Annotated in this window: 23 protein-coding genes; 14 read left to right on the top strand and 9 right to left on the bottom strand. The window is 65.8% G+C overall.

From position 1 onward, the window contains the following. Positions 1 to 44 precede the first annotated feature (44 nt). From ACP26O_RS02765 to ACP26O_RS02720, 10 genes are all read left to right on the top strand, one after another. The gene (locus tag ACP26O_RS02765; RefSeq protein WP_165750847.1) at positions 45 to 689 is read left to right on the top strand and encodes a UDP-N-acetylmuramate--alanine ligase; all 645 of its coding nucleotides are present in this window, start codon (positions 45 to 47) and stop codon (positions 687 to 689) included. A gap of 7 nt (positions 690 to 696) precedes the next feature. After that, a complete protein-coding gene (locus ACP26O_RS02760; protein WP_175665335.1) occupies positions 697 to 1251 on the top strand; it encodes a TlpA family protein disulfide reductase in 555 nt (184 codons plus the stop codon). 194 nt (positions 1252 to 1445) lie between these two features. Further along, entirely contained in the window at positions 1446 to 1898 is a 453-nt protein-coding gene (gene aroQ / locus ACP26O_RS02755) for a type II 3-dehydroquinate dehydratase (RefSeq protein WP_175665336.1), read from the top strand. 66 nt (positions 1899 to 1964) lie between these two features. Beyond that, positions 1965 to 2438, top strand: a complete 474-nt coding sequence (gene accB / locus ACP26O_RS02750; RefSeq protein WP_175665337.1) for an acetyl-CoA carboxylase biotin carboxyl carrier protein — start codon at positions 1965 to 1967, stop codon at positions 2436 to 2438. Between the two features lie 85 nt (positions 2439 to 2523). Then, complete coding sequence (accC, locus tag ACP26O_RS02745; RefSeq protein WP_006752252.1) at positions 2524 to 3891, top strand: acetyl-CoA carboxylase biotin carboxylase subunit; 1368 nt, start codon at positions 2524 to 2526, stop codon at positions 3889 to 3891. Between the two features lie 2 nt (positions 3892 to 3893). Beyond that, positions 3894 to 4796 carry a 50S ribosomal protein L11 methyltransferase gene (gene prmA, locus ACP26O_RS02740; RefSeq protein WP_175665338.1) on the top strand — a complete coding sequence of 301 codons (903 nt, stop codon included), beginning with the start codon at positions 3894 to 3896 and terminating at the stop codon, positions 4794 to 4796. Positions 4797 to 4841: 45 nt separating this feature from the next. After that, complete coding sequence (locus ACP26O_RS02735) at positions 4842 to 6278, top strand: DUF3426 domain-containing protein (protein ID WP_175665339.1); 1437 nt, start codon at positions 4842 to 4844, stop codon at positions 6276 to 6278. A 72-nt stretch (positions 6279 to 6350) separates the two neighbouring features. Then, entirely contained in the window at positions 6351 to 6854 is a 504-nt protein-coding gene (gene tpx, locus ACP26O_RS02730) for a thiol peroxidase (RefSeq protein WP_006758913.1), read from the top strand. A gap of 92 nt (positions 6855 to 6946) precedes the next feature. Then, positions 6947 to 7885, top strand: coding sequence for a carbohydrate kinase family protein (locus tag ACP26O_RS02725; RefSeq protein WP_175665340.1), 939 nt, complete (start codon positions 6947 to 6949; stop codon positions 7883 to 7885). Between the two features lie 19 nt (positions 7886 to 7904). Next, positions 7905 to 8378, top strand: a complete 474-nt coding sequence (locus tag ACP26O_RS02720) for a glycine zipper 2TM domain-containing protein (protein ID WP_006752247.1) — start codon at positions 7905 to 7907, stop codon at positions 8376 to 8378. Positions 8379 to 8607: 229 nt separating this feature from the next. Here the strand turns inward: ACP26O_RS02720 and ACP26O_RS02715 are convergent, their stop codons facing one another. The 7 genes from ACP26O_RS02715 to ACP26O_RS02685 form a co-directional block, all read right to left on the bottom strand. After that, complete coding sequence (locus ACP26O_RS02715; RefSeq protein ID WP_011655917.1) at positions 8608 to 9270, bottom strand: histone H1-like DNA-binding protein; 663 nt, start codon at positions 9268 to 9270, stop codon at positions 8608 to 8610. A gap of 28 nt (positions 9271 to 9298) precedes the next feature. After that, the gene (locus ACP26O_RS02710) at positions 9299 to 9625 is read right to left on the bottom strand and encodes a hypothetical protein (protein ID WP_165750844.1); all 327 of its coding nucleotides are present in this window, start codon (positions 9623 to 9625) and stop codon (positions 9299 to 9301) included. Between the two features lie 83 nt (positions 9626 to 9708). Next, on the bottom strand, positions 9709 to 10920 hold the full coding sequence (locus tag ACP26O_RS02705) for a ribonucleotide-diphosphate reductase subunit beta (RefSeq protein WP_011655915.1): 1212 nt from the start codon (positions 10918 to 10920) through the stop codon (positions 9709 to 9711). A gap of 359 nt (positions 10921 to 11279) precedes the next feature. Beyond that, a complete protein-coding gene (locus ACP26O_RS02700) occupies positions 11280 to 14279 on the bottom strand; it encodes a ribonucleoside-diphosphate reductase subunit alpha (RefSeq protein WP_105834692.1) in 3000 nt (999 codons plus the stop codon). A gap of 465 nt (positions 14280 to 14744) precedes the next feature. Further along, entirely contained in the window at positions 14745 to 15335 is a 591-nt protein-coding gene (gene ampD, locus ACP26O_RS02695) for a 1,6-anhydro-N-acetylmuramyl-L-alanine amidase AmpD (protein WP_011655913.1), read from the bottom strand. Continuing rightward, a complete protein-coding gene (locus ACP26O_RS02690) occupies positions 15332 to 15646 on the bottom strand; it encodes a PP0621 family protein (protein ID WP_175665341.1) in 315 nt (104 codons plus the stop codon). Before ACP26O_RS02690 ends, ampD begins: the two co-directional genes overlap by 4 nt. Positions 15647 to 15659: 13 nt before the next feature. Beyond that, entirely contained in the window at positions 15660 to 16553 is an 894-nt protein-coding gene (locus tag ACP26O_RS02685; protein ID WP_011655911.1) for a cytochrome C assembly family protein, read from the bottom strand. A gap of 89 nt (positions 16554 to 16642) precedes the next feature. On the opposite strand from ACP26O_RS02685, the gene ffh reads away from it, so the two are divergent. Both ffh and ACP26O_RS02675 read left to right on the top strand, forming a co-directional pair. Then, positions 16643 to 18010, top strand: coding sequence for a signal recognition particle protein (ffh, locus tag ACP26O_RS02680; protein WP_006756844.1), 1368 nt, complete (start codon positions 16643 to 16645; stop codon positions 18008 to 18010). Positions 18011 to 18104: 94 nt separating this feature from the next. Then, positions 18105 to 18656 (top strand): hypoxanthine-guanine phosphoribosyltransferase, encoded by a 552-nt coding sequence (locus ACP26O_RS02675; RefSeq protein ID WP_006756843.1) that lies wholly within the window; start codon positions 18105 to 18107, stop codon positions 18654 to 18656. A 79-nt stretch (positions 18657 to 18735) separates the two neighbouring features. Here the strand turns inward: ACP26O_RS02675 and ACP26O_RS02670 are convergent, their stop codons facing one another. Both ACP26O_RS02670 and ACP26O_RS02665 read right to left on the bottom strand, forming a co-directional pair. Next, on the bottom strand, positions 18736 to 19338 hold the full coding sequence (locus ACP26O_RS02670; protein ID WP_105786143.1) for a MarC family protein: 603 nt from the start codon (positions 19336 to 19338) through the stop codon (positions 18736 to 18738). A 21-nt stretch (positions 19339 to 19359) separates the two neighbouring features. Beyond that, positions 19360 to 21096, bottom strand: a complete 1737-nt coding sequence (locus tag ACP26O_RS02665) for a proline--tRNA ligase (RefSeq protein ID WP_175665342.1) — start codon at positions 21094 to 21096, stop codon at positions 19360 to 19362. Positions 21097 to 21314: 218 nt separating this feature from the next. On the opposite strand from ACP26O_RS02665, the gene ACP26O_RS02660 reads away from it, so the two are divergent. Both ACP26O_RS02660 and ACP26O_RS02655 read left to right on the top strand, forming a co-directional pair. Next, complete coding sequence (locus tag ACP26O_RS02660) at positions 21315 to 21965, top strand: RNA pyrophosphohydrolase (RefSeq protein WP_011655908.1); 651 nt, start codon at positions 21315 to 21317, stop codon at positions 21963 to 21965. 13 nt (positions 21966 to 21978) lie between these two features. Beyond that, positions 21979 to 22587, top strand: a complete 609-nt coding sequence (locus tag ACP26O_RS02655) for a CNP1-like family protein (RefSeq protein ID WP_175665343.1) — start codon at positions 21979 to 21981, stop codon at positions 22585 to 22587. Positions 22588 to 22593: the final 6 nt, after the last annotated feature.

The following is a 22593-nucleotide window of genomic DNA, read 5'->3' as shown; positions in this document are numbered from 1 at the left end:
CACCGCGTTCGGGCGCGACGACGATCGAGTATGATTGCCGGATCATGTCTCGCAAACCTCTTGTCGACCCGCGGCGCGCCCGCGAGGAAATCGCCCAGTCCGCCGCCCGCCTGATCGCGGAGGACGGCCTCGATTACGCCAGCGCGAAGCGCAAGGCCGCGCGCCAGCTGTTCGGCGATGCGCGCGTTGCCGGCGAATGGCTGCCGGATAACGACCTGATCGAAGAAGAACTGCGCGAGTACCTCGCGCTGTTCCAGAGCGACACGCAGCCGGACGAACTGCGCCGCCTGCGGGAGCTCGCGCTCGACTGGATGCGCCGGCTCGCCGAGTTCAATCCGTATGTGACGGGCGCGGTGCTGCACGGCACCGCGAACGAGCATTCGGACATCCATTTGCAGATATTCACCGACAACCCGAAGGACGTCGCGATCTACCTGCTGAACCAGAACGTTCAGTACGACGTATCCGAGACGCGACATTTCGCCGGCCGCGCCGACGTCGAGACGCTCAGTTTCCTGTGGCGCCCGCGGCGCGACGTGGACGCGATCGGCATTCACGTCGCGCTCTACGCGAGCGACGACCTGCGCGGCGCGGTCAAGGCCGACGCGCGCGGCCGGGTCGCGCGCGCGGACGCCACCGCATTGCGCGCGCTGCTCGAGGCCAGCAACGCTCCTTCCGAACCGGAATGATTCAACGATGATGACGAAACGCATGTTGGCGCTCGCGGTGGTCGCGGCCGCCGCCGTCGCCGGCGGGCTCGCCGCCGGCCATTGGTTCCGCGGCGGCAGCGCCGATGACGGCGTCGCCGTCGCGGCGCCCGCCGCGCAGGGCAACCCGGTCGATCAGCTGTGGGCCGCGTCGCTGACCGGCGTCGACGGCAAGCCGGCGTCGCTCGCCGCCTTCAAGGGCCAGAAGGTCGTGGTCAATTTCTGGGCGTCGTGGTGCGGCCCGTGCGTCGAGGAGATGCCGGAGCTCGTCGCGCTGTCGCATCAATACAAGCAGAAAGGCGTCCGCTTCATCGGGATCGGCGTCGATTCCGACCAGAACGTGAAGAACTTTCTTCAGAAGGTGAAGGTCGACTATCCGGTTTTCGTCAGCGGTTATGCGGGCGCCGATCTGGCCCGCAATTTCGGAAATACGGCCGGCGCGCTGCCGTTTACGGTCGTCATCGACGAAACCGGCAAGATTCGCGAGACAAAATTAGGACAAATCCAGCCGGCCGAGCTGAGAAAGACCCTCGACGCGCTGTGATCGTCCGGAACGGCCGCCCGCACGTTGGCGGCGATTTGTGCGTCGATCGCCGCAATTTCACGGAAATTCGCTGATACTTTGCCGCCCCGCCGGTAATTCTTGCAGGTCCGGCGCGCCTGGCCGTTCGGCAAAACTAGACAAATTTCTCTAAATAGCGCTAAAGTTCGCGCAATTCCGCAGAAATAGAAGCGACCATGACACGATTGCTGGTGCTGCACGGCCCCAACCTGAACCTTCTCGGCACCCGGGAACCGGAGGTGTACGGCCGCGTCACGCTCGCGCAGATCGATCAGGCGCTTGCCGCGCGGGCGCACGAAGCCGGCGCCGAGCTGTCGTCGTTCCAGAGCAACCATGAAGGCGCGCTCGTCGACCGCATCCAGGCCGCGCGGGAGGAACAGACCGATTTCATCCTGATCAATCCCGCCGCGTATACGCACACCAGCGTCGCGATCCGGGATGCGATCGCCGGCGTAGGCATCCCGTTCGTCGAGATTCACCTGTCGAACGTGCACCGCCGCGAAGCGTTCAGGCATCACTCCTACTTTTCCGACCAGGCCGAAGGCGTCATCTGCGGGCTCGGCTGGAAAGGTTATCTGTACGCGCTCGAGTACGCGCTGGACAAGCTGCAAGGCGCGTCGCGCGGCTGATTTCGCGATCTAGATTCAGCGCCGGCCCCTAACCGGCGCTTTCACGTATTGAAAGGGGAATTCCCGATGGATCTTCGTAAGCTGAAAACTCTGATCGACCTCGTTTCCGAATCCGGCATCTCCGAGCTGGAAGTCACGGAAGGTGAAGGCAAGGTGCGCATCGTCAAGAACGCGCCGCCGGTCTACGTGCAGCAGACGGCTGGGTTTGCCCCGCAGGTCAGCGCGCCCGCTCCGTCGGCCGCGCTGCCGACCGACGGCGCCGCCGCGCCGGCCGCCGGCGCGGCAGCCGCACCGGCCGTCCCGCAGGGCCACGTCGTGACGTCGCCGATGGTCGGCACGTTCTATCGCGCGCCGTCGCCGGGCGCCGACCCGTTCGTCCAGGTGGGCGACACGGTCAAGGAAGGCCAGACGATCTGCATCATCGAAGCGATGAAGCTGCTCAACGAGATCGAGTCGGACAAGGCCGGCATCGTCAAGGAAATCCTCGTCGAGAACGGCCAGGCCGTCGAATACGGCCAGCCGCTTTTCGTGATCGGCTAACTCCGCCGCGCGGCCCTGCCGGCCGCGCGCCGCCGATGCTCGCCAGGCGCCGTTCGCGCGCCCCTCGAAGAGACGAATACTCGCTATGTTTGAAAAAATCCTCATTGCCAACCGCGGTGAAATCGCGCTGCGCATCCAGCGCGCGTGCCGCGAACTCGGCGTCAAGACGGTGGTTGTCTACTCGGAAGCCGACAAGGAAGCCAAGTACGTGCGCCTCGCGGACGAAGCCGTCTGTATCGGTCCCGCCCCGTCGAACCTGAGCTACCTGAACATGCCCGCGCTGATCAGCGCCGCGGAAGTCACCGATGCCGAAGCGATTCACCCCGGCTACGGCTTCCTGTCGGAGAACGCCGATTTCGCGGAGCGCGTCGAGCAGTCGGGCTTCACGTTCATCGGGCCGCGCCCGGAAACGATCCGCATGATGGGTGACAAGGTCACCGCGAAGCAGACGATGATCAAGACCGGCGTGCCGTGCGTGCCGGGCTCGGAAGGCGCGTTGCCGGACGATCCGAAGGAGATCGTCAAGATTGCGCGCACGATCGGCTATCCGGTCATCATCAAGGCAGCGGGCGGCGGCGGCGGGCGCGGCATGCGCGTCGTGCACACCGAGGCCGCTCTCGTCAACGCGGTCAACATGACCCGCGAGGAAGCCGGCCGTGCGTTCGGCAACCCGCAGGTGTACATGGAGAAGTTCCTCGAGAACCCGCGCCACATCGAAATCCAGGTGCTGTCCGACGCGCACAAGAACGCGATCTGGCTCGGCGAGCGCGACTGCTCGATGCAGCGCCGTCACCAGAAGGTGATCGAGGAAGCGCCGGCGCCCGGCATTCCGCGCCGCCTGATCGAACGCATCGGCGACCGCTGCGCGGACGCGTGCAAGAAGATGGGCTACCTCGGCGCGGGCACGTTCGAATTCCTGTACGAGAACAACGAGTTCTACTTCATCGAGATGAACACGCGCGTGCAGGTCGAGCACCCGGTGTCCGAGATGATCACGGGTGTCGACATCGTGCAGGAACAGATCCGCATCGCGGCCGGCGAGAAAATCGCGCTGCGCCAGCGCGACATCCAGTTCCGCGGACATGCGATCGAATGCCGGATCAACGCGGAAGATCCGTTCAAGTTCACGCCGTCGCCGGGCCGGATCACGTCATGGCATACGCCGGGCGGCCCCGGCGTGCGCGTCGACTCGCATGCATACAATGGCTATTTCGTGCCGCCGAACTATGATTCGATGATCGGCAAGCTGATCACCTACGGCGCGACACGCGACCAGGCGATCCGCCGGATGCGCATCGCGCTGTCGGAAATGGTCGTCGAAGGCATCCACACGAACATTCCGCTGCACCGCGAGCTGATGATCGACTCGAAGTTCGTCGAAGGCGGCACCAGCATCCACTACCTCGAACACCGGCTCGCCCAGAAGCAGCAGGTCGCACCGGAAGAAGCGTAAGCATGAGCTATCGCGAACTCGTCGTCGAACTGGCCCGTGAGCATGCGGAGGCGCTGTCCGACGCGCTGCTCGAACTCGGCGCGCTGTCGGTGTCCGTCGAAGACGCCGACGCCGACACGCCCGACGAACAGCCGCTCTTCGGCGAGCCCGGCCTGGTTCCCGATCGCACCGCGTGGCAGCACTCGCGCGTGATCGCACTGCTGTCGCCCGATCACGAGCCGGCCGTGCTGCTCGCGGCGGCCGTGAACGACATCGGCGTCGCCGACACGCCGAAGTTCGACGTGCGCGAAGTCGAGGAACAGGACTGGGTGCGGCTCACGCAGTCGCAATTCGAGCCGATTCCGATCGGCGAGCGGATCTGGGTCGTGCCGTCGTGGCACGACGCGCCCGACCCCGACGCGTTGATCCTCGAACTCGACCCCGGTCTCGCGTTCGGCACCGGTAGCCACCCGACCACGCGCCTGTGCATGGAATGGCTCGAACAGTCGGTGAAGCCCGGCCAGTCGGTACTCGACTACGGCTGCGGCTCCGGCATTCTCGCGATCCTCGCGCGCAAATGCGGGGCGAACCCCGTGGTGGGCATCGACATCGATCCGCAGGCGGTCGAGTCGGCGCGGCAGAACAGTGAACGCAACCATGCGGAAGTCACGTACGGGCTGCCCGACGCGTGCCCGGCCGGCGAATTCGACATCGTCGTCGCGAACATCCTGTCGAACCCGCTGAAGCTGATGGCGTCGATGCTCGCGTCGAAGGTGAAACCGGGCGGGCGCATCGCGCTGTCGGGCGTGCTCGCACGCCAGGCGGACGAAGTCGCGGCCGTCTATGCGCGCTACGTCGACATCTCGGTCTGGCGCGAACACGAAGGTTGGGTATGCCTCGCCGGAACCCGGCGCGAAAGCCATTAGAATAGCGCTGTCCTTCACTCTGGCCAGCAGGCCGCCCGGCTCGACATGCTTCTTGCGACGCGCTGCCCTCATTGCGAAACCGTCTTCCGGCTGCAGCAGGAACAGCTCTCGCTGCATGACGGGCTTGTGCGCTGCGGACACTGCCAGCAGGTCTTCAACGCCTCGCAGTCGCTCGTACCCGATCCGGCGCGGCAGCCCGACCCGGCGCTGACCGAAGCGGCACCGGCCGGGCCGGGCGCCGCCGCCCCGCAACCGGACGCCGCACCCGACGCCGCCCCCTCGCGGCTCTTCGCCACCGACGCCCCGGTCGAGCCGGCGTCCGGTATCGACTACAAGCCCGAAGGCTGGGACATGTGGGCGCCGTGGCTCGATGCCGGCGTCGATCCATCGTTGCAGCACACGGTGCAGACCGTGCGCGCCGAGCCACTGGTGCCGCTCGCGCTGCCGGCCATCGAAGCCGGTGTCGTGCGCCTTTCCGGCACGCCCGCACCGATTGCCTCCGCCCCTGCCGAGCTGGACGCCGCGCACATGCAAGCGGCCGAGCCGGACGCGACGCTGCACGAAACCGACGCGTCGGGCACGTCGTTCGCCGCGCCCACTGCCGAGCCCGACCTGCGCGAACCGCGCTTCGTCGCGCACACGCCGTCGGCCGAACCCGCCGCAGCGGAGCCCGCTGAACCGGTGGGCAACGCGCGCTTCGCAGTACCGGACGACGAGCACGCACCGCGCGAACCGCGCTTCGCGTTCAGGCCGGCGCAAGCCGTGTCCGAACCCGAATCGGCACCCGAATCCGGACCCGACACCCACGCCGACGAACGCGCGCCCGCACCGACCGCACCGACCGCGGCCACCAGCGAACCGGCCGCCGAACCGGACATCCAACCGGCCGCCCAACCGGCCGTCCAACCGGCCCTCCCCTTCCCCGCCGCGCTAACCGATGACGACCGCCCGCATTTCGCCGTGACGCGCGAGACGCGGGAGACGGGCGCGCCGCCGCGACGCGGGATGCTCGGCGGCTTTTTCGGCGGGCTCGTCGCCGCCGCGCTCGCGGTGCTGCTCGTCGCGCAGCTCGCGTGGTGGCAGCGCGAAACCGTGATGATCTACTGGCCCGCCACGCAGGGCTGGTTCCGGCAGGCGTGCGCGCCGCTCGGCTGCAAGCTCACGCCGCCGCGCGCGATTGACGGCCTGCGGCTCGATGCGACCGACCTGCGCCAGATCGACGGCCCGCGCACGCTCGAGCTGAAGGTGCCGCTGACGAACCGCTACCGCGTCGCGCTCGCCTATCCGTCGCTCGAGCTGACGCTGCTCGACGACACGAATCACGTGACCGTGCGCCGCGTGCTCGCGCCGCGCGACTACGTGCGCCCGGGCACGCCGATCGACGCCGGGCTGCCGCCCGGCTCGACGCAGACGATGGTCGTCCGCCTCGACACGAACGGCACGCCCGCCTCGAATTTCCGCGTCCAGATCTTCTATCCGTGACGCCCCGCGGCGCGCGCATGCGCGCCGTCTCAACCCGCGCGCCGCAGCGGCGCGCTATTTCGGAGCACGAACATGAGCAAAGTTACGCTGGGTGGCAACCCGATCGATCTCGCCGGCACGTTCCCGGCCGTCGGCTCGCAAGCCCCCGACTTCAAGCTGGTCGGCAAGGACCTCGCCGATCTGTCGCTCGCCAGCTTCGCCGGCAAGCGCAAGGTGCTGAACATCGTCCCGAGCCTCGACACGCCGACCTGCGCGACGTCGACCCGCAAGTTCAACGAAGCGGCGTCGTCGCTCGACAACACGGTCGTGGTCGTCGTGTCGGGCGACCTGCCGTTCGCCGCCACGCGCTTCTGCACGACCGAAGGCCTCGCGAACGTCGTGACGGCTTCGACGTTCCGCGGCGGCCGCGCCTTCGCGAACGCCTACGGCGTCGACGTGACGAGCGGCCCGCTGAACGGCCTGACGGCCCGCGCGGTCGTCGTGCTCGACGCGCAGGACAAGGTGATCCACGCGCAACTCGTCGACGAGATCAAGGACGAGCCGAACTACGACGCAGCACTCGCCGCACTGAAGTAATCCGCTGCCACCCGCCCTGCCGCGCGAGGCCGGACGGCCGCGCGCGCCGCTCGGGTGGCCGCTCCCCTTTGCTCTCTACAGGAACGCACGCCTTGACTACGCTGATTTGCGGCTCGCTCGCCTACGACAACATCATGACCTTCGAAGGCCGGTTTCGCGAGCACATCCTGCCCGACCAGGTTCACCTTCTGAACGTGAGCTTCCTCGTGCCGACGATGCGTCGCGAATTCGGCGGTTGCGCGGGGAACATCGCCTACGCGCTGCACATGCTCGGCGGCGACGCGCGCATCATGGCGACGATCGGCGCGAACGACGCCGATCGCTATCTCGAGCGTCTCGACAGCCTCGGCCTGTCGAAGGCCAGCGTGCGCGTGGTGCCCGAAGCGCACACCGCGCAGGCAATGATCACGACCGACCTCGACAACAACCAGATCACCGCATTCCACCCGGGCGCGATGATGGTGTCGCACCTGAACCGCGCGGACGAAGTGGCGGGCGTGAAGCTCGGCATCGTCGCGCCGGACGGCTTCGACGGGATGGTCCAGCACGCCGAGCAATTCGCGAAGGCCGGCGTCCCGTTCGTCTTCGATCCGGGCCAGGGCCTGCCGCTGTTCGACGGTGCGACGCTGCGCCGCATCATTGAACTCGCGACCTTTGTCGCGGTCAACGACTACGAGGGCAAGCTCGTCAGCGACAAGACGGGCTGGTCCGAACAGGACATCGCCAGCCGGGTTCAGGCGCTGATCATCACGCGCGGCGAGCACGGCTCGACCATTCTTCACAAAAACGGCGAAGAACAGATTCCGGTCGTGCAAGCAGAACGTGTCGTGGATCCGACCGGCTGCGGCGACGCCTTCCGGGGCGGCCTGCTGTACGGCATTGAGAACGGCCTCGACTGGGCAACCACGGGCCGTCTCGCGAGCCTGATGGGCTCGATCAAGATTGCCCACCAGGGGCCCCAGACTTACGCACTGACGCGCGCCGAAATCGACGCGCGCTTCGAGGCTGCCTTCGGGTACAGTCTCAAATGAATATTGTGGGAGAGCAAAGATGTTGACCAAAAAAACCCTCACGCTCGCGGCCATGCTGACCGCCACGCTGACGCTCGCCGGCTGCTTCACGGCGCCGGGCTCGGCGGATGTCTATAGCGTCGGCCAGGCGCAGCGCGAGCAGACCGTCCGCATGGGCACGGTCGAAAGCGTCCGCGCGGTGCGCATCCAGTCCGACGGCGGCGGCAGCGCGATCGGCACGCTCGGCGGCGGCGCGCTCGGCGCGGTCGCGGGCAGCGCGATCGGCGGCGGCAAAGGGTCGATCCTGACGGCCATCGCGGGCGGCCTCGTCGGCGCGGTCGCGGGCAACGCGGTCGGCGAAAACCTCGGCACGGCGAACGGTGTCGAAATCACCGTGCGCCTCGATAACGGCGACCTGCGCTCGATCACGCAGGCGGCAAGCGGCGAAATGTTCCGCGCCGGCGAGCGTGTGCGACTGCTGTCGAGCGGCGGCGTCACGCGCGTCACGCACTAACGAGCATCCTCAGCACGCGGCGCAAGCCGCGGTCGAACGCATGTGCGAAGCTGCACATGCGTTTTTTTTCGTCCGCCATTCGCTGCTGGCCGCCGGCCGCTGGTCGGCGCGTCGATGAATATGGACGAAAAAAATCCCGCCACCTGAGCCAGATGGCGGGATCGATTGAGTAGCGCTACTCAACCCACGGACACCGCATGAGTGTCCGGGTGGTACTGGCCAGCCGCGATTACGGACGGCTGCCGGTCGGGAACGGCCATGCCGCTGCCGGGTTGAGCGCGGTCTTCACGCCCGATGCCGGCGCAACCGATGCGGTCGACGCGGTGGTTGCCGGTGCAGCCTTCTTCACGACGGCCTTCTTCGGAGCAGCAGCCTTCTTCGCCGGGGCAGCAGCCTTCGGTGCGGCAGCCTTCTTCGCAGGGGCAGCCTTCTTGGCAGGCGCGGCCTTCTTCGCAGCAGCCTTCTTCGCAGGCGCAGCCTTTTTGGCGGCAGCCTTCTTCGCCGGCGCGGCCTTCTTCGCAGCAGCCTTCTTCGCCGGTGCGGCCTTCTTCGCAGCAACCTTCTTCGTTGCGACCTTCTTGGCTGCTACCTTCTTCGCAGCGGCCTTCTTCGCCGGTGCTGCCTTCTTCGCGGCAACCTTCTTCACCGCGACTTTCTTCGCAGCGACCTTCTTGGCTGCAACCTTCTTCGTTGCGACCTTCTTGGCCGCGACCTTCTTCGCAGCGGCCTTCTTCGCCGGTGCTGCCTTCTTCGCGGCAACCTTCTTCACCGCGACCTTCTTAGCAGCAACCTTCTTCACCGCGGCAGCCTTCTTGGCCGGAGCAGCCTTCTTCGCAACGGTCTTCTTGGCAGCAACCTTCTTCGCAGCCGGTTTTTTCTTGGCAGTAGCCATGTTGTTCTCCTTCAGGTTCAGATGAGAGTCAGTTCAAACTACACCCTTCGTCAAAACCCGCTTCCCGCGGACGCTGTTCAGCACGTGCGCTTCGAAGCGGGCTATTCATCGGCGTACGCGGATACCGCGCGCTTACGCTAATGAATACGGTATGGCGCGCGTGACCCCATGGCCTCGCGCGCCAAATCAAGTCGGTAGCCGGCGCACCTCGCGCCGCTACCCCTAATCGCTTGATAAAGCGGACCGCCACACGGCCGTCCGCTTTTTCCGGAGGGAAGTTTGCCCATCCCACTGAAGGGTTCGCAAAGTGCCGATCATGTCGTTGGGCCGTTAAGGCACCGGGCATGCTTTGCATCAGGCGTTCTTGCTCCTAAACCTTGGGCCGGGGCCGAGAGGCCGCCGGCTGCTCACATCATGTGACGGGTTCGCTGCTGCGGGTTATTCCCAGGACAGCGCGCCGCCCGTCTGATACTCGATCACACGCGTCTCGAAGAAGTTGCGTTCCTTCTTCAGGTCGATCATCTCGCTCATCCACGGGAACGGGTTTTCCTCGTTCGGATACAGCGGGTCGAGGCCGATCTGCTGGCAACGGCGGTTGCTGATGAAGCGCAGATAGCTCTTGAACATCGACGCGTTCAGACCCAGCACGCCGCGCGGCATTGTGTCCTCGGCGTAGCGGTATTCGAGTTCGACAGCCTGCTTGAACAGCTCGCGGATCTCGGCGCGGAATTCCGCGGTCCAGAGATGCGGGTTCTCGAGCTTGATCTGATTGATCAGGTCGATGCCGAAATTGCAGTGCATCGACTCGTCGCGCAGGATGTACTGATATTGCTCTGCAGCACCCGTCATCTTGTTCTGGCGGCCGAGCGCGAGGATCTGCGTGAAGCCGACGTAGAAGAACAGGCCTTCCATGATGCAGGCGAACACGATCAGCGACTTCAGCAGCTTCTGGTCCGCTTCGAGCGTGCCGGTCTTGAAGGCCGGATCCGTCAGCGTGTGGATGAACGGGATCAGGAATTCGTCCTTCGCGCGGATCGACGTGACCTCGTGGTACGCGTTGAAGATCTCGCCTTCGTCGAGACCGAGCGATTCGACAATGTATTGATACGCGTGCGTGTGGATCGCCTCTTCGAACGCCTGGCGCAGCAGGAACTGCCGGCACTCGGGCGCCGTGATGTGGCGGTACGTGCCGAGCACGATGTTGTTCGCGGCGAGCGAATCGGCCGTCACGAAGAAGCCGAGGTTGCGCTTGACGATGCGGCGCTCGTCCTCGGTCAGACCGTTCGGGTCCTTCCACAGGGCGATGTCGCGGGACATGTTGATTTCCTGCGGCATCCAGTGGTTCGCGCAACCGGCCAGATACTTTTCCCACGCCCACTTGTACTTGAACGGCACCAGCTGATTGACGTCAGTCTGGCCGTTGATGATGCGCTTGTCCGCAACGTTGACCCGCGCTTCCGAACCCGCAGCGGGAACAGCCGATGCTTGCGGCGGCACCGCGAGATCGCCTTCGAAAATGTCGCGGACCTGATGGGCGGCAGGCGCTGTCGCCTGCAGTCCGACAGCCATCCCAGCGGAGGTGCGCAACGCATTCTGCTGCGCTCCGCTCGCGGGGGTTACGGCAGTCTTCTCGTCATCCCAGTTGAGCATAAATTCTCACCATCAATTTAGAACGGTTTGTACCATCTTTTCCTGAGCGATAAAAGGGTTCGCTCACGAAAAATCCTTTTTTCGATTCGCGTTGCGACCTCGATACAACACTTTGAGCAACGCATCGTCGTTCATGCAGAGCGCGACGCGTGTCGCACATGTATCGCGAGGTGCGCTCGACGCATCGAACGCTGATCGAAACGCGACGTCGTCGGGGATGTTTCGATCGCTCGTCACTGCCTGCAACGCGAGTGGCGCGTTACAGATTCCTTATCATTTTTTTAGTTGAGAGCGGCGCACACTTCAACCTCCATCGGTTGTCGTGCGCGCCGCACGAACCTTAGTTCATACGCGCTGCGTTACTGGCAGGCTTCGCACTCGTCGAAACCCGCATCGCCCGGACGCATCGTGCATACCGGACCGTCTGCTTCGACCGGCGCCAGCGCCGCTGCCGCATTGACCGCGCCCGACGAGGCATCGCCACCTGCCGCACCGAAACCGCCTGCCGCGCCTTGCGCGCCGCCGCTGCTCGAGCCGCCCGCACCGCCCGTCGGCACCGCGTTCAGCGCGCCGTGCGCGACCGTCGACTTCTCGACGTGCGTCGCCGCCATCGTGCGGAGGTAGTAGGTCGTCTTCAGACCGCGCAGCCACGCGAGCTTGTAGACCTCGTCGAGCTTCTTGCCCGACGCGCCGCCCATGTAGATGTTCAGCGACTGCGCCTGGTCGATCCACTTCTGGCGACGCGATGCCGCCTCGACCAGCCACGTCGGGTCGACTTCGAACGCGGTCGCGTAGATCGCGCGGAGGTCGGCCGGGATGCGGTCGATGCGCGACAGCATGCCGTCGAAGTACTTCAGGTCGGCGACCATCACTTCGTCCCACAGGCCGCGTTCCTTCAGGTCGCGCACGAGGTACTCGTTGACCACCGTGAACTCGCCCGACAGGTTCGACTTCACGTACAGGTTCTGGAAGGTCGGCTCGATGCACGCCGACACGCCGATGATGTTCGAGATCGTCGCCGTCGGCGCGATCGCGACGCAGTTCGAGTTGCGCATGCCGTGTGCCGCGATCCGCGAGCGCAGCGTCGTCCAGTCGAGCGACTCCGACGTGTCGACCTCGACGTAGCCGCCGCGTGCTTCCGTCAGCAGCTTCAGCGTGTCCTGCGGGAGGATGCCGCGATCCCACAGCGAGCCGCGGTAGCTCGAGTAGCGGCCGCGTTCCTCGGCCAGCTCGGTCGACGCGTAGTACGCGTAGTAGCAGACCGCTTCCATCGAACGATCGGCGAACTCGACCGCCGCTTCCGACGCGTACGGCGTGCGCAGCAGGTGCAGGCAGTCCTGGAAGCCCATGATGCCCATGCCGACCGGACGGTGCTTCAGGTTCGAGTTACGCGCCTTCGGCACCGCGTAGTAGTTGATGTCGATCACGTTGTCGAGCATGCGCATCGCGACGCTGATCGTGCGCTTGAGCTTGTCGTGGTCGAGCGCGTAGCTGCCGTCGGCCTGCTTCACCAGGTGGGCGACGAGGTTCACCGAGCCCAGGTTGCACACCGCGATTTCGGTGTCGCTCGTGTTCAGCGTGATTTCCGTGCACAGGTTCGACGAATGGACGACGCCGACGTGCTGCTGCGGCGAACGCACGTTGCACGGATCCTTGAACGTGATCCACGGGTGGCCCGTTTCGAACAGCATGCCCAGCATCTTGCGCCAGAGTTGCTGCGCCGGGATCTTCTTGAACAGCTTGATCTCGCCGCGCGCGACCTTGTCTTCGTAAGCCGTGTAAGCCGCCTCGAACTCCGCGCCGAACTTGTCGTGCAGGTCCGGGCAGGTCGACGGCGAGAACAGCGTCCAGTCGGTGCCTTCCATCACGCGCTTCATGAACAGGTCGGGAATCCAGTTCGCCGTGTTCATGTCGTGCGTGCGGCGGCGATCGTCGCCGGTGTTCTTGCGCAGCTCGAGGAATTCCTCGATGTCGAGGTGCCACGATTCGAGGTACGCGCACACCGCGCCCTTGCGCTTGCCGCCCTGGTTGACCGCGACGGCCGTGTCGTTGACGACCTTCAGGAACGGCACCACGCCTTGCGACTTGCCGTTCGTGCCCTTGATATGCGAGCCGAGCGCACGCACGCGGGTCCAGTCGTTGCCGAGACCGCCGGCGAACTTCGACAGCAGCGCGTTTTCCTTCAGCGCTTCATAGATGCCGTCGAGGTCGTCCGCGACCGTCGTCAGGTAGCACGACGACAGCTGCGAGCGGTGCGTGCCCGAGTTGAACAGCGTCGGCGTCGAGCTCATGAAGTCGAAGCTCGACAGCACGTTGTAGAACTCGATCGCGCGCGTTTCGCGGTCGATCTCGTTCAGCGACAGGCCCATCGCGACGCGCATGAAGAATGCCTGCGGCATTTCGATGCGGGTGCCTTCGACGTGCAGGAAGTAGCGGTCGTACAGCGTCTGCAGGCCGAGGTAGCCGAACTGCAGGTCGCGGTTCGCGTCGAGCGCTTCGCCGAGACGCTTCAGGTCGAACTGCAGCAGCTTGTCGTCGAGCAGGCCGGCATCGACGCCGCGCTTCAGGAACTGCGGGAAGTATTCCGTGTAGCGGGTCGCCATCTCGGCCTGGAGCACTTCCTCGCCGAGGATCTCGCGGCGGATCGTGTGCAGCAGGATGCGGGCCGTGACCTGGCTGTACGCCGGGTCCTTCTCGATCATCGTGCGCGCCGCGAGGATCGCCGAGTCGTAGACCTGGCTCATCGGCACGCCGTCGTACAGGTTCTTCACCGTCTCCGCGACGATCGGCTCAGGGTTAACCGCAGCGCCGAGACCGGCGCATGACGACACGATCAGCTCGCGCAGCGCGTTCATGTCGAGCGGGCGCGTGACGCCGTTGTCGACCACGTTGATGCCCGCGCTCGCCTCGCCGCCCGCTGCGGCCGCTTCTTCGCCCGCATGCTGGCGCTCGAGGTGGCGCTTCTCGCGATACAGCACGTACGCACGCGCGACGTTGTGCTCGCCGCCGCGCATCAGCGCGAGTTCGACCTGGTCCTGGATGTCTTCGATATGGAACGTACCGCCGTTCGGACGGCTGCGCACGAGCGCGCGCACGACGTTGTGCGTGAGCTGCTCGACCTGCTCGCGCACGCGCGCCGATGCCGCGCCCTGCCCGCCGTTGACGGCCAGGAAAGCCTTGGTCACCGCGATCGCGATCTTCGAAGGCTCGAACGACACCACACTGCCGTTGCGGCGGATCACCTTGTAGTCGGCGAACGTGGCCTGCGGCGCGAGCGCCTTCGCGCCCTGTTCGGTCCCGCCGAGCGGACGGCTCGAGGCGCTCTCGTACTGGGACGTCGCGTTGTCGGTGGTTTGCATGTGCAAAGCTCCTGGTGTTGGATGGTGCGGAGAGTACCGCGGATTAAAACGAACGCTGCGCGATGGAGTGCGCGAGCGGTAAGAGGCGAGCGATGCGGCGGGGACGCCGGTGCGGTCGATGCGCGACAACCGAGCCGGTCGTGTGCTTCGTCATGTGTACCCCTGCCCCGTCGAAGTTCGCTGCGCTTGATCGCGACGCCCGGACCGCCCGGCCCTGGCGCGCCGCCCTGAGAACCCTGTCCGCCGGCGTTGGCCGCCGGCCGGTGCCGCTCGGGTTTCCCCTGCGACACACACTATATCTAGTACAGAACGGCTCAACTGGCACCAAGTATAGTGGACATTCGGACGAGGTCAAAACGGATAATTTGCGCTGAAGGTATTGACATCACCCCCGCCCCGCGCAGGCGCAGACGTGACAAGGCATTGGTCGGAAAAATTTTTTTCGCGGGCTCGAAAACCCTGCGCTCAGTGCTGACGGAAAGGAAAGTATTCGGCCGAAAAGCCGGCATCGCCTGCGAAGCGTTGCCAATCGAAATGCGGACCCGGGTCGGTCTTGCGGCCCGGCGCGACGTCGGAATGCCCGGCCACCGCATCGATCGGGTAGCGCGCGGCGAGCGTGCGGGCGAGCACGCCGAGCGTCGCGTACTGCGCCGGGTCGAACGGCACGTCGTCCGCGCCCTCGAGCTCGATGCCGATCGAGAAGTCGTTACAGCGCGGCCGGCCGAAGAATTCCGACGAGCCCGCATGCCACGCGCGCTCGTCGCACGACACGAACTGCACGAGTTCGCCGTCGCGGCGGATCAGGAAGTGCGCGGACACGCGCACGCCGCGCAGGTGGCTCTGGTAATAGGGATGCGCATCGCAATCGAGGCGATTCAGGAACAGCGACTCGATCGCGTCGCCGCCGAACTCGCCGGGCGGCAGGCTGATGTTGTGGACGACGACGAGCGTCGGCACCGCGCCCGCGGGCCGCGCCTCGAAATTCGGCGACGGCGCGTGGCGCGCTTCGCGCACCCAGCCGTGTGCGTCGACCGACAGCGGTGCTGCGTCGCTCATCGCGCGTCGTGGCCGCTCGCGCGTGCGCCGTGGCGCCGCGCATGGTCGGTGCTGCAGAAGTATTCGCCGCCCGCGGCGACGGCGTCGCCCTTCGGCGCATGCACGCCGCATTCCGCGCAGCGCACCATCGGCTCGGGCAGCGAGCGCGTGCCGCCGTTCGCGCGTGCCGCACCCGCGCCGCCGTGACCGGGCGCGTCGGCGCCGTCACCGCGGCCGGTGCGCGCGTGCGCTTGCTCCTGGGCCTGGCGCAGCTTGCGCGCAAGCCACGAGCCCGCGAAGAGAAGAAGAATCAGGAGAAGAATCTGTCGCATCGGAAACCTGCGTTCAAACCACGGAGCGGTGCAGCAGCACCTCGAAAACGAACCGGCTGCCGACATACGCGAGCAGCAGCGCCGCGAACGACACGAGCACCCAGCGCGCGGCGCCGCGCCCGCGCCAGCCCGACGTCTTGCGGGCGACCAGCAGGCCGCCGAACATCAGCCACGACAGCACCGCGAACACGGTCTTGTGATCGAGCCGCATCGCGCGTGCATCGACCTGCTCGCTGAACAGGATCCCCGATGCGAGCGTCAGCGTCAGCAGCACGAAGCCGGCGCCGATCAGGCGGAACAGCAGCTTCTCGAGCGTGAGCAGCGGCGGCAGCGTTTCGAGCCAGCTCGCGATCCAGCCGGTCGAGCCGTCGCGCCCGCCGCTCCTGAGCGACTGCAGGCGCCGCTCGACCATCAGCATCAGGACCGCGTGCAGCGCGGCGATCGCAAAGAGGCCGTACGCGATGTTCGCGATCAGGAAGTGCATCTTGAACAGCGGCGCCGCGGCATAAGGCAGCACCCGCACGCCGCCGAACACGAGCGGCAGCAGCGACGCGCCGCACGCGAGCGGCAGCACCAGCAGGCGCAGGCTGTCGAGCGGGAAGAAGAAGCTCTCGATCCAGTAGATGCCGGCGCCGAGCCAGAACATCGCAGACAACGCAAACGCGAACCCGAAGATCATCGCGTCGTGCGGGAAGATCGTCATGTGCAGCAGCACGCCGTGCGCGACGAGCGCCGCGAACAGCAGCGCGCGGCCGGCCGCGCTCATCCCCGACGCGGCGGACGCCGGAACCGGCACGGCGGGCACGCTCGCGACGAGCGGCGTCGCGCCCTGGCGGTGCGTGCGCCAGCCTGCGACGGCGAGGCCGCCGTACAGGAATGCGGTGAGGGCATACAGTACAATATCCATGTTCGAAGTTTACACTAGGCCCCCTTCCCGCGACGGCTCCCTTTGTTCGGTTCCGTTGCGCCTTCGGGCCCCACTGTCCAACGCTCCCCATGCTCGACAATCTCACTCAACGGATGGCGCGCGTCGTCAAGACGCTGCGCGGCGAGGCCCGGCTTACCGAGGCGAACACCCAGGAAATGCTCCGCGAGGTGCGTCTCGCGCTGCTCGAGGCCGACGTCGCGTTGCCCGTCGTGCGCGAATTCATCGCCAAGGTCAAGGAAAAGGCGCTCGGCGAGGAAGTGATCAGCAGCCTGTCGCCGGGTCAGGCGCTCGTCGGCGTGGTCCAGAAGGAACTGACCGCCGTGATCGGCGGCGACTACGAAGGCAAGGCCGCCGAGCTGAACCTCGCGGTCACGCCGCCCGCCGTGATCCTGATGGCGGGCCTGCAGGGCGCCGGCAAGACCACGACCGTCGGCAAGCTCGCGAAGCTGCTGCGCGAGAAGCACAAGAAAAAGGTGCTGACGGTCTCGTGCGACGTGTATCGCCCGGCCGCCATCATGCAGTTGAAAACGGTGAGCGAACAGGTCGGCGCCGACTTCTTCCCGTCCACGCCGGACCAGAAGCCCGTCGACATCGCGGTCGCGGCCGTCGACTGGGCGAAGCGCCACTATCATGACGTGCTGATCGTCGACACGGCCGGCCGCCTCGGTATCGACGAGGCGATGATGCAGGAAATCGCGGCGCTGCACGGCACGCTGAAGCCGGCTGAAACGCTGTTCGTCGTCGACGCGATGCTCGGCCAGGACGCGGTCAACACCGCGAAGGCGTTCAACGACACGCTGCCGCTCACCGGCGTCGTGCTGACCAAGCTCGACGGCGATTCGCGCGGCGGTGCCGCGCTGTCGGTGCGCCACATCACGGGCAAGCCGATCAAGTTCGTCGGTGTCGCCGAAAAGCTCGACGGCCTCGAGGTGTTCCACCCGGATCGCATGGCGAACCGGATCCTCGGCATGGGCGACATCCTCGCGCTGGTCGAGGAAGCGCAGCGCGGCGTCGACGTGCAGGCCGCGCAGAAGCTCGCCGACAAGGTGAAGAAAGGCGGCGACTTCGACCTGAACGATTTCCGCGCGCAGATCTCGCAGATGAAGAACATGGGCGGCCTGTCGTCGCTGATGGACAAGCTGCCCGCGCAGTTCCAGCAGGCGGCGGCCGGCGCCGACATGGGTCAGGCCGAGAAGTCGATCCGCCGGATGGAAGGCATCATCAGCTCGATGACGCCCGCCGAGCGCGCGAAACCCGAGATCATCAAGGCGACGCGCAAGCGCCGCATTGCAGCCGGCGCGGGCGTGCCGGTGCAGGAAGTCAACCGGATGCTGAACCAGTACGACCAGATGCGTACGATGATGAAGAAGCTGAAGGGCGGCAACATGCACAAGATGATGCGCGGCCTGAAGGGCATGATGCCCGGCATGCGCTGATCGCGCCCATCGGCCGGCGCGCGGGTTTTTGCTGTAGCGCGCGCCGTCCGTTCTGCTTCATTCTTATTTGTATACCGACTGCTCGCCAGAACACATGAACCGCGAAGAAGCCCTCCACATTTTCGACCACTCCGAAGAGATCGTCTCGGCAGACGCCGTCAATGCGTCGATCTCCAGGATGGCCGACGCGATCCGCGCCGAGATCGGCGACGCGTTCCCGCTCGTTCTTTCGGTGATGGGCGGCGCCGCCGTGTTTACCGGGATGCTGCTGCCGCGTCTCGATTTCCCGCTGGAATTCGACTACATCCACCTGACCCGCTACCGCAACACGACGCAGGGCAGCCCGGAGATGCACTGGCGCGTCGCGCCGCGCGAATCGGTGAAGGACCGGATCGTGCTCGTGCTCGACGACATCCTCGACGAAGGCGAGACGATGGCCGCGATCCGCGACCGCATCCTCGACATGGGCGCGACGCGCTTCATGTCCGCCGTGCTGTGCGAGAAGACGCTCGCGAAGGCGAAACCGCTGCATCCCGACTTCTGCGGCTTCCCGGTGCCCGACCGCTACGTGTTCGGCTGCGGGATGGACGCCAAGGGTTACTGGCGCAACCTGCCGACGATCCGCGCGCTGACCGCGAACGTCTGACCGCCCTGCCCGCCTTAAAGAAAAGCGGCGCTCCGGTTTCCCGGAGCGCCGCTTTTTTTCGTCGGCCGCGCCACCCGTGCTACAGCTGGTGCACGAACGCCCGCACGCCGGCCAGCAGCATCTCGACCGAGATCGCGACGAGCACGAGGCCCATCAGCCGCTCGAACGCCGCGACGGTCCGCTCGCCGAGCCACTGCTGGATCCGTTCGGCCAGCACCAGCGTGATCGCGCAGACGATCATCGTGACCGTCAGCGCGCCGACCCACTCGAACATCTTGCCCGGCGCCTGCGACGTCAGCAGCATCACCGTCGCGAGCGCGGACGGCCCGGCGAGCGCGGGAATCGCGAGCGGCACGATGAAGGGCTCGCCGCCCGCACGCGGATCGCTGCCGAGCGCGCCGTCCGGATGCGGAAAGATCATCCGCAGCGCGATCAGGAACAGCACGATCCCGCCGCCGAGCCGCAGCGACAGGTCGGTGAGGCTCATCATCCGCAGGAAGCGGTCGCCGACCACCATGAAGAACAGCAGGATCACGAACGCGATCCCCACCTCGCGCAGGATCAGCTTCACGCGCCGCTCGCGCGGCACATCCCGCATCGCCGTGATGAACAGCGGGATGTTGCCGAGCGGATCCGTGATCAGCACAAGGAGCACGGTGGCCGACAGGAAGGTGTATTCCACCGTGTCCCCCGGTCGCCGCGCTTAGTGCGCGAGCGCGGCGCGGATCTTCTCCGTCACCGTCGCCGCAGCCTCGTCCGCCGGCAGCAGCGTCGCCTCGGCGTCGCGGCGGCCCTGGTACTCGATCTTGCCTTCCTTCAGGCCGCGCTCGCCGATCACCAGGCGATGCGGCACGCCGATCAGTTCCCAGTCGGCGAACATCACGCCCGGGCGCTCGCCGCGATCGTCGAGGATCACGTCGATGCCAGCGGCGACCAGTTCCGCGTACAGCTTGTCGGCGGCCTCGCGGACCATATCGCTGCGATCGTAGCCCATCGGGCACAGCACGACCTGGAACGGCGCGATCGACTCGGGCCAGATGATGCCCTTCTCGTCGAAGTTCTGTTCGATCGCCGCGCCGAGAATCCGCGTGACGCCGACGCCGTAGCAGCCCATCAGCATCGGCTGCGGCTTGCCCGATTCATCGAGGAACGTCGCGCCCATCGCTTCCGAATACTTGGTGCCGAGCTGGAACACGTGACCGACTTCGATGCCGCGGCAGATGTCGATCGTGCCCTTGCCGTCCGGCGACGGATCGCCCTTCTTCACGTCGCGCACATCGGCGACTTCCGGTTCCGGCAGGTCGCGGCCCCAGTTCACGCCCGCGATGTGATAGTCGACCTCGTTCGCGCCGACGACGAAGTCGCTCATGTTCGCGACCGTGCGATCGGCGATCACCTTCACCGGCTTCTTCGTGCCGACCGGGCCGAGATAGCCCGGCGGCGTGCCGAACCAGTCGACGATTTCCTGCTCGGTCGCGAAGCGGTGGTTCTTCAGCCCCGGCAGCTTCGACACCTTGATCTCGTTCAGATCGTGGTCGCCGCGCAGCATGATGAGCCAGATGGTCGGCTCGGCGCCTTCGTTCTCGGTGGCGAGCACGATCGACTTGATCGTGCGCTCGAGCGGGATCGCCAGCAGTTCGGCGACCGCCTCGCACTTCGCCTTGCCGGGCGTCGCGACCTTCTCCATTGCCTCGGCCGGCGCGGCACGCTCGGCGATCAACGGCAGCGCTTCGGCCGCTTCGATGTTCGCCGCGAAATCGGACGTCGGGCAGTAGGCGATCGCGTCCTCGCCGGTATCGGCGATCACGTGGAACTCGTGCGAGAAGTTGCCGCCGATCGAGCCGCTGTCGGCCGCGACCGCGCGGAACTCGAGGCCGAGGCGCGTGAAGATGCGAACGTACGCGTCGTACATCTTGCGATACGACTCGTTCAGGCCCGCCGTGTCCTTATCGAACGAATACGCGTCCTTCATGAGGAATTCGCGGCCGCGCATCACGCCGAAGCGCGGACGGATCTCGTCGCGGAACTTCGTCTGGATCTGGTAGAAGTTCACCGGCATCTGCCGGTAGCTCTTGATCTGGTTGCGCGCGATGTCGGTGACGACTTCCTCGTGCGTCGGCCCGATCACGAAGTCGTTGTCCTTGCGGTCCTTGAAGCGCAGCAGCTCGGGGCCGTACTGCTCCCAGCGGCCCGACTCCTGCCACAGCTCGGCCGGCTGCACGGCCGGCATCAGCAGCTCGATGGCGCCTGCCCGGTTCATTTCCTCGCGCACGATCGCTTCGACCTTGCGAATCGAACGCAGGCCGACCGGCAGGTAGTTATAGATGCCGCCGGCGACACGACGGATCATGCCGGCGCGCACCATCAGCTTGTGGCTGACGATCTCTGCGTCGGCCGGTGCTTCTTTGAGGGTGCCGATAAAGAAACGGGAAGCTTTCATGCGGACGGTTCCAAATACGGCGCCCCCAGGCGGGGCGCCCGAAAAAGTTTCAAGGTGAAAAAGCTGCGCGCGACGAACGACGATGGCGCAGATGACGTAGCAGACAAATCAGGGACAATTCAGCCGCCGTACCCCGCGCGGATTCGCTCCGTCACGGTGCGCAGCGCCCGTTATCTGTTTATAATCAAAGCAATTTTAAAGGATTCGAAGGTGGTTGTATGCTGGATCGTGAAGGCTTTCGCCCGAACGTCGGCATCATCCTCTTGAACGCGCGCAACGAGGTGTTTTGGGGCAAGCGGCTCCGCGAGCATTCCTGGCAGTTTCCTCAAGGTGGGATCAAGTACGGCGAGACCCCCATGCAGGCGATGTACCGGGAGCTGCACGAGGAAACCGGCCTGCACCCGGAACACGTCAAGATAATCGGCCGCACCCGCGACTGGTTGCGTTACGAGGTGCCTGACAAGTTCATCAAACGCGAAGTACGCGGCCATTACCGCGGCCAGAAGCAGATCTGGTTCCTGCTGCGGATGGTCGGACGCGATTGCGACATTTGCTTGCGCGCGACCGATCACCCGGAGTTCGATGCGTGGCGCTGGAACGAGTACTGGGTGCCACTCGATGCGGTGATCGAGTTCAAGCGGGATGTCTATCAGTTGGCGCTGACGGAACTGTCACGCTTCCTGCGCCGCCCGGCGCAGCGAGCCGACAAGCCGCAGGGGCCGCGTCCGTCGTCGCGCTATCCGCGCGTGATCGGCACGCAGTCCCAGCAGACGCTGACGATTGTCGACACATCGGTAGTCTGTTCGGAGATCGAAGTGGAGGCGAGCACGCTCGACGAGATGCCGCCCCGCGTGATCGTCGGCAAATGACGAGTCGGACTGCATGACCGGGCGCGACCTTGGTGTCGCGCCCTTTTTTTACGAGGAATGCATATTGAAAGCGATTGCTCTCGCGCTCGCATCGGTTGTCGCGGCGGCCACGCTGGCCGGTTGCGCCAATTCGAAAGCGCCGTCCAACAAGGACGACAGCGAGTTCGTCTATCTGCTCGACCGTAAGGGTGAGTGGAAGGAAAACCCGGTCGACACGCTGCCCCCGCTGCCGCAAGCGGGCGACCTGCTGCCGTTCACCGTGTCGCAGAACACGCCGCTCAAGTTCTTCGTCGATGCGAAGTCGCTCGCGGTCGGCACCGACGGCATCGTGCGCTACGCAGTCATCATCACGAGCCCGGCCGGCGCGCGCAACGTGAACTACGAAGGCATCCGCTGCGACACCTACGAATGGCGTCAGTATGCAGGCCTGAATTCGGATCACGACGGCTGGGACCGCACGGTCGAGAACGACTGGCGTCGCATCGAGAACGGCGAACTGAACTCGTATCACTCGGCGCTGTACCAGGACTACTTCTGCTCGAACAAGATGCCGCAGGGCACGACCAAGCAGATCATCGAGAACATCAAGTTCCACCGCACCGCGATGAGCCAGCTGCGCTGACGGCGC

Source organism: Burkholderia sp. R-40 (assembly GCF_049942845.1).
GTDB classification, from domain to species: domain Bacteria; phylum Pseudomonadota; class Gammaproteobacteria; order Burkholderiales; family Burkholderiaceae; genus Burkholderia; species Burkholderia ambifaria.
Note: the sequence above shows the minus strand (reverse complement) of the source record. Positions and strands in the feature narration are given on the sequence as shown.

Coding starts and splice junctions, on each gene's coding strand:
- ACP26O_RS02765 (WP_165750847.1), top strand. CDS start 45: ATGTCTCGCAAACCTCTTGTCGACCCGCGGCGCGCCCGCGAGGAAATC.
- accC (WP_006752252.1), top strand. CDS start 2,524: ATGTTTGAAAAAATCCTCATTGCCAACCGCGGTGAAATCGCGCTGCGC.
- ffh (WP_006756844.1), top strand. CDS start 16,643: ATGCTCGACAATCTCACTCAACGGATGGCGCGCGTCGTCAAGACGCTG.
- ACP26O_RS02715 (WP_011655917.1), bottom strand. CDS start 9,270: ATGGCTACTGCCAAGAAAAAACCGGCTGCGAAGAAGGTTGCTGCCAAG.
- ACP26O_RS02760 (WP_175665335.1), top strand. CDS start 697: ATGATGACGAAACGCATGTTGGCGCTCGCGGTGGTCGCGGCCGCCGCC.
- ACP26O_RS02665 (WP_175665342.1), bottom strand. CDS start 21,096: ATGAAAGCTTCCCGTTTCTTTATCGGCACCCTCAAAGAAGCACCGGCC.
- ACP26O_RS02655 (WP_175665343.1), top strand. CDS start 21,979: ATGACCGGGCGCGACCTTGGTGTCGCGCCCTTTTTTTACGAGGAATGC.
- ACP26O_RS02700 (WP_105834692.1), bottom strand. CDS start 14,279: ATGCAAACCACCGACAACGCGACGTCCCAGTACGAGAGCGCCTCGAGC.
- aroQ (WP_175665336.1), top strand. CDS start 1,446: ATGACACGATTGCTGGTGCTGCACGGCCCCAACCTGAACCTTCTCGGC.
- ACP26O_RS02705 (WP_011655915.1), bottom strand. CDS start 10,920: ATGCTCAACTGGGATGACGAGAAGACTGCCGTAACCCCCGCGAGCGGA.
- ampD (WP_011655913.1), bottom strand. CDS start 15,335: ATGAGCGACGCAGCACCGCTGTCGGTCGACGCACACGGCTGGGTGCGC.
- ACP26O_RS02660 (WP_011655908.1), top strand. CDS start 21,315: ATGCTGGATCGTGAAGGCTTTCGCCCGAACGTCGGCATCATCCTCTTG.
- ACP26O_RS02720 (WP_006752247.1), top strand. CDS start 7,905: ATGTTGACCAAAAAAACCCTCACGCTCGCGGCCATGCTGACCGCCACG.
- ACP26O_RS02690 (WP_175665341.1), bottom strand. CDS start 15,646: ATGCGACAGATTCTTCTCCTGATTCTTCTTCTCTTCGCGGGCTCGTGG.
- tpx (WP_006758913.1), top strand. CDS start 6,351: ATGAGCAAAGTTACGCTGGGTGGCAACCCGATCGATCTCGCCGGCACG.
- prmA (WP_175665338.1), top strand. CDS start 3,894: ATGAGCTATCGCGAACTCGTCGTCGAACTGGCCCGTGAGCATGCGGAG.
- ACP26O_RS02735 (WP_175665339.1), top strand. CDS start 4,842: ATGCTTCTTGCGACGCGCTGCCCTCATTGCGAAACCGTCTTCCGGCTG.
- accB (WP_175665337.1), top strand. CDS start 1,965: ATGGATCTTCGTAAGCTGAAAACTCTGATCGACCTCGTTTCCGAATCC.
- ACP26O_RS02675 (WP_006756843.1), top strand. CDS start 18,105: ATGAACCGCGAAGAAGCCCTCCACATTTTCGACCACTCCGAAGAGATC.
- ACP26O_RS02710 (WP_165750844.1), bottom strand. CDS start 9,625: ATGCAAAGCATGCCCGGTGCCTTAACGGCCCAACGACATGATCGGCAC.
- ACP26O_RS02685 (WP_011655911.1), bottom strand. CDS start 16,553: ATGGATATTGTACTGTATGCCCTCACCGCATTCCTGTACGGCGGCCTC.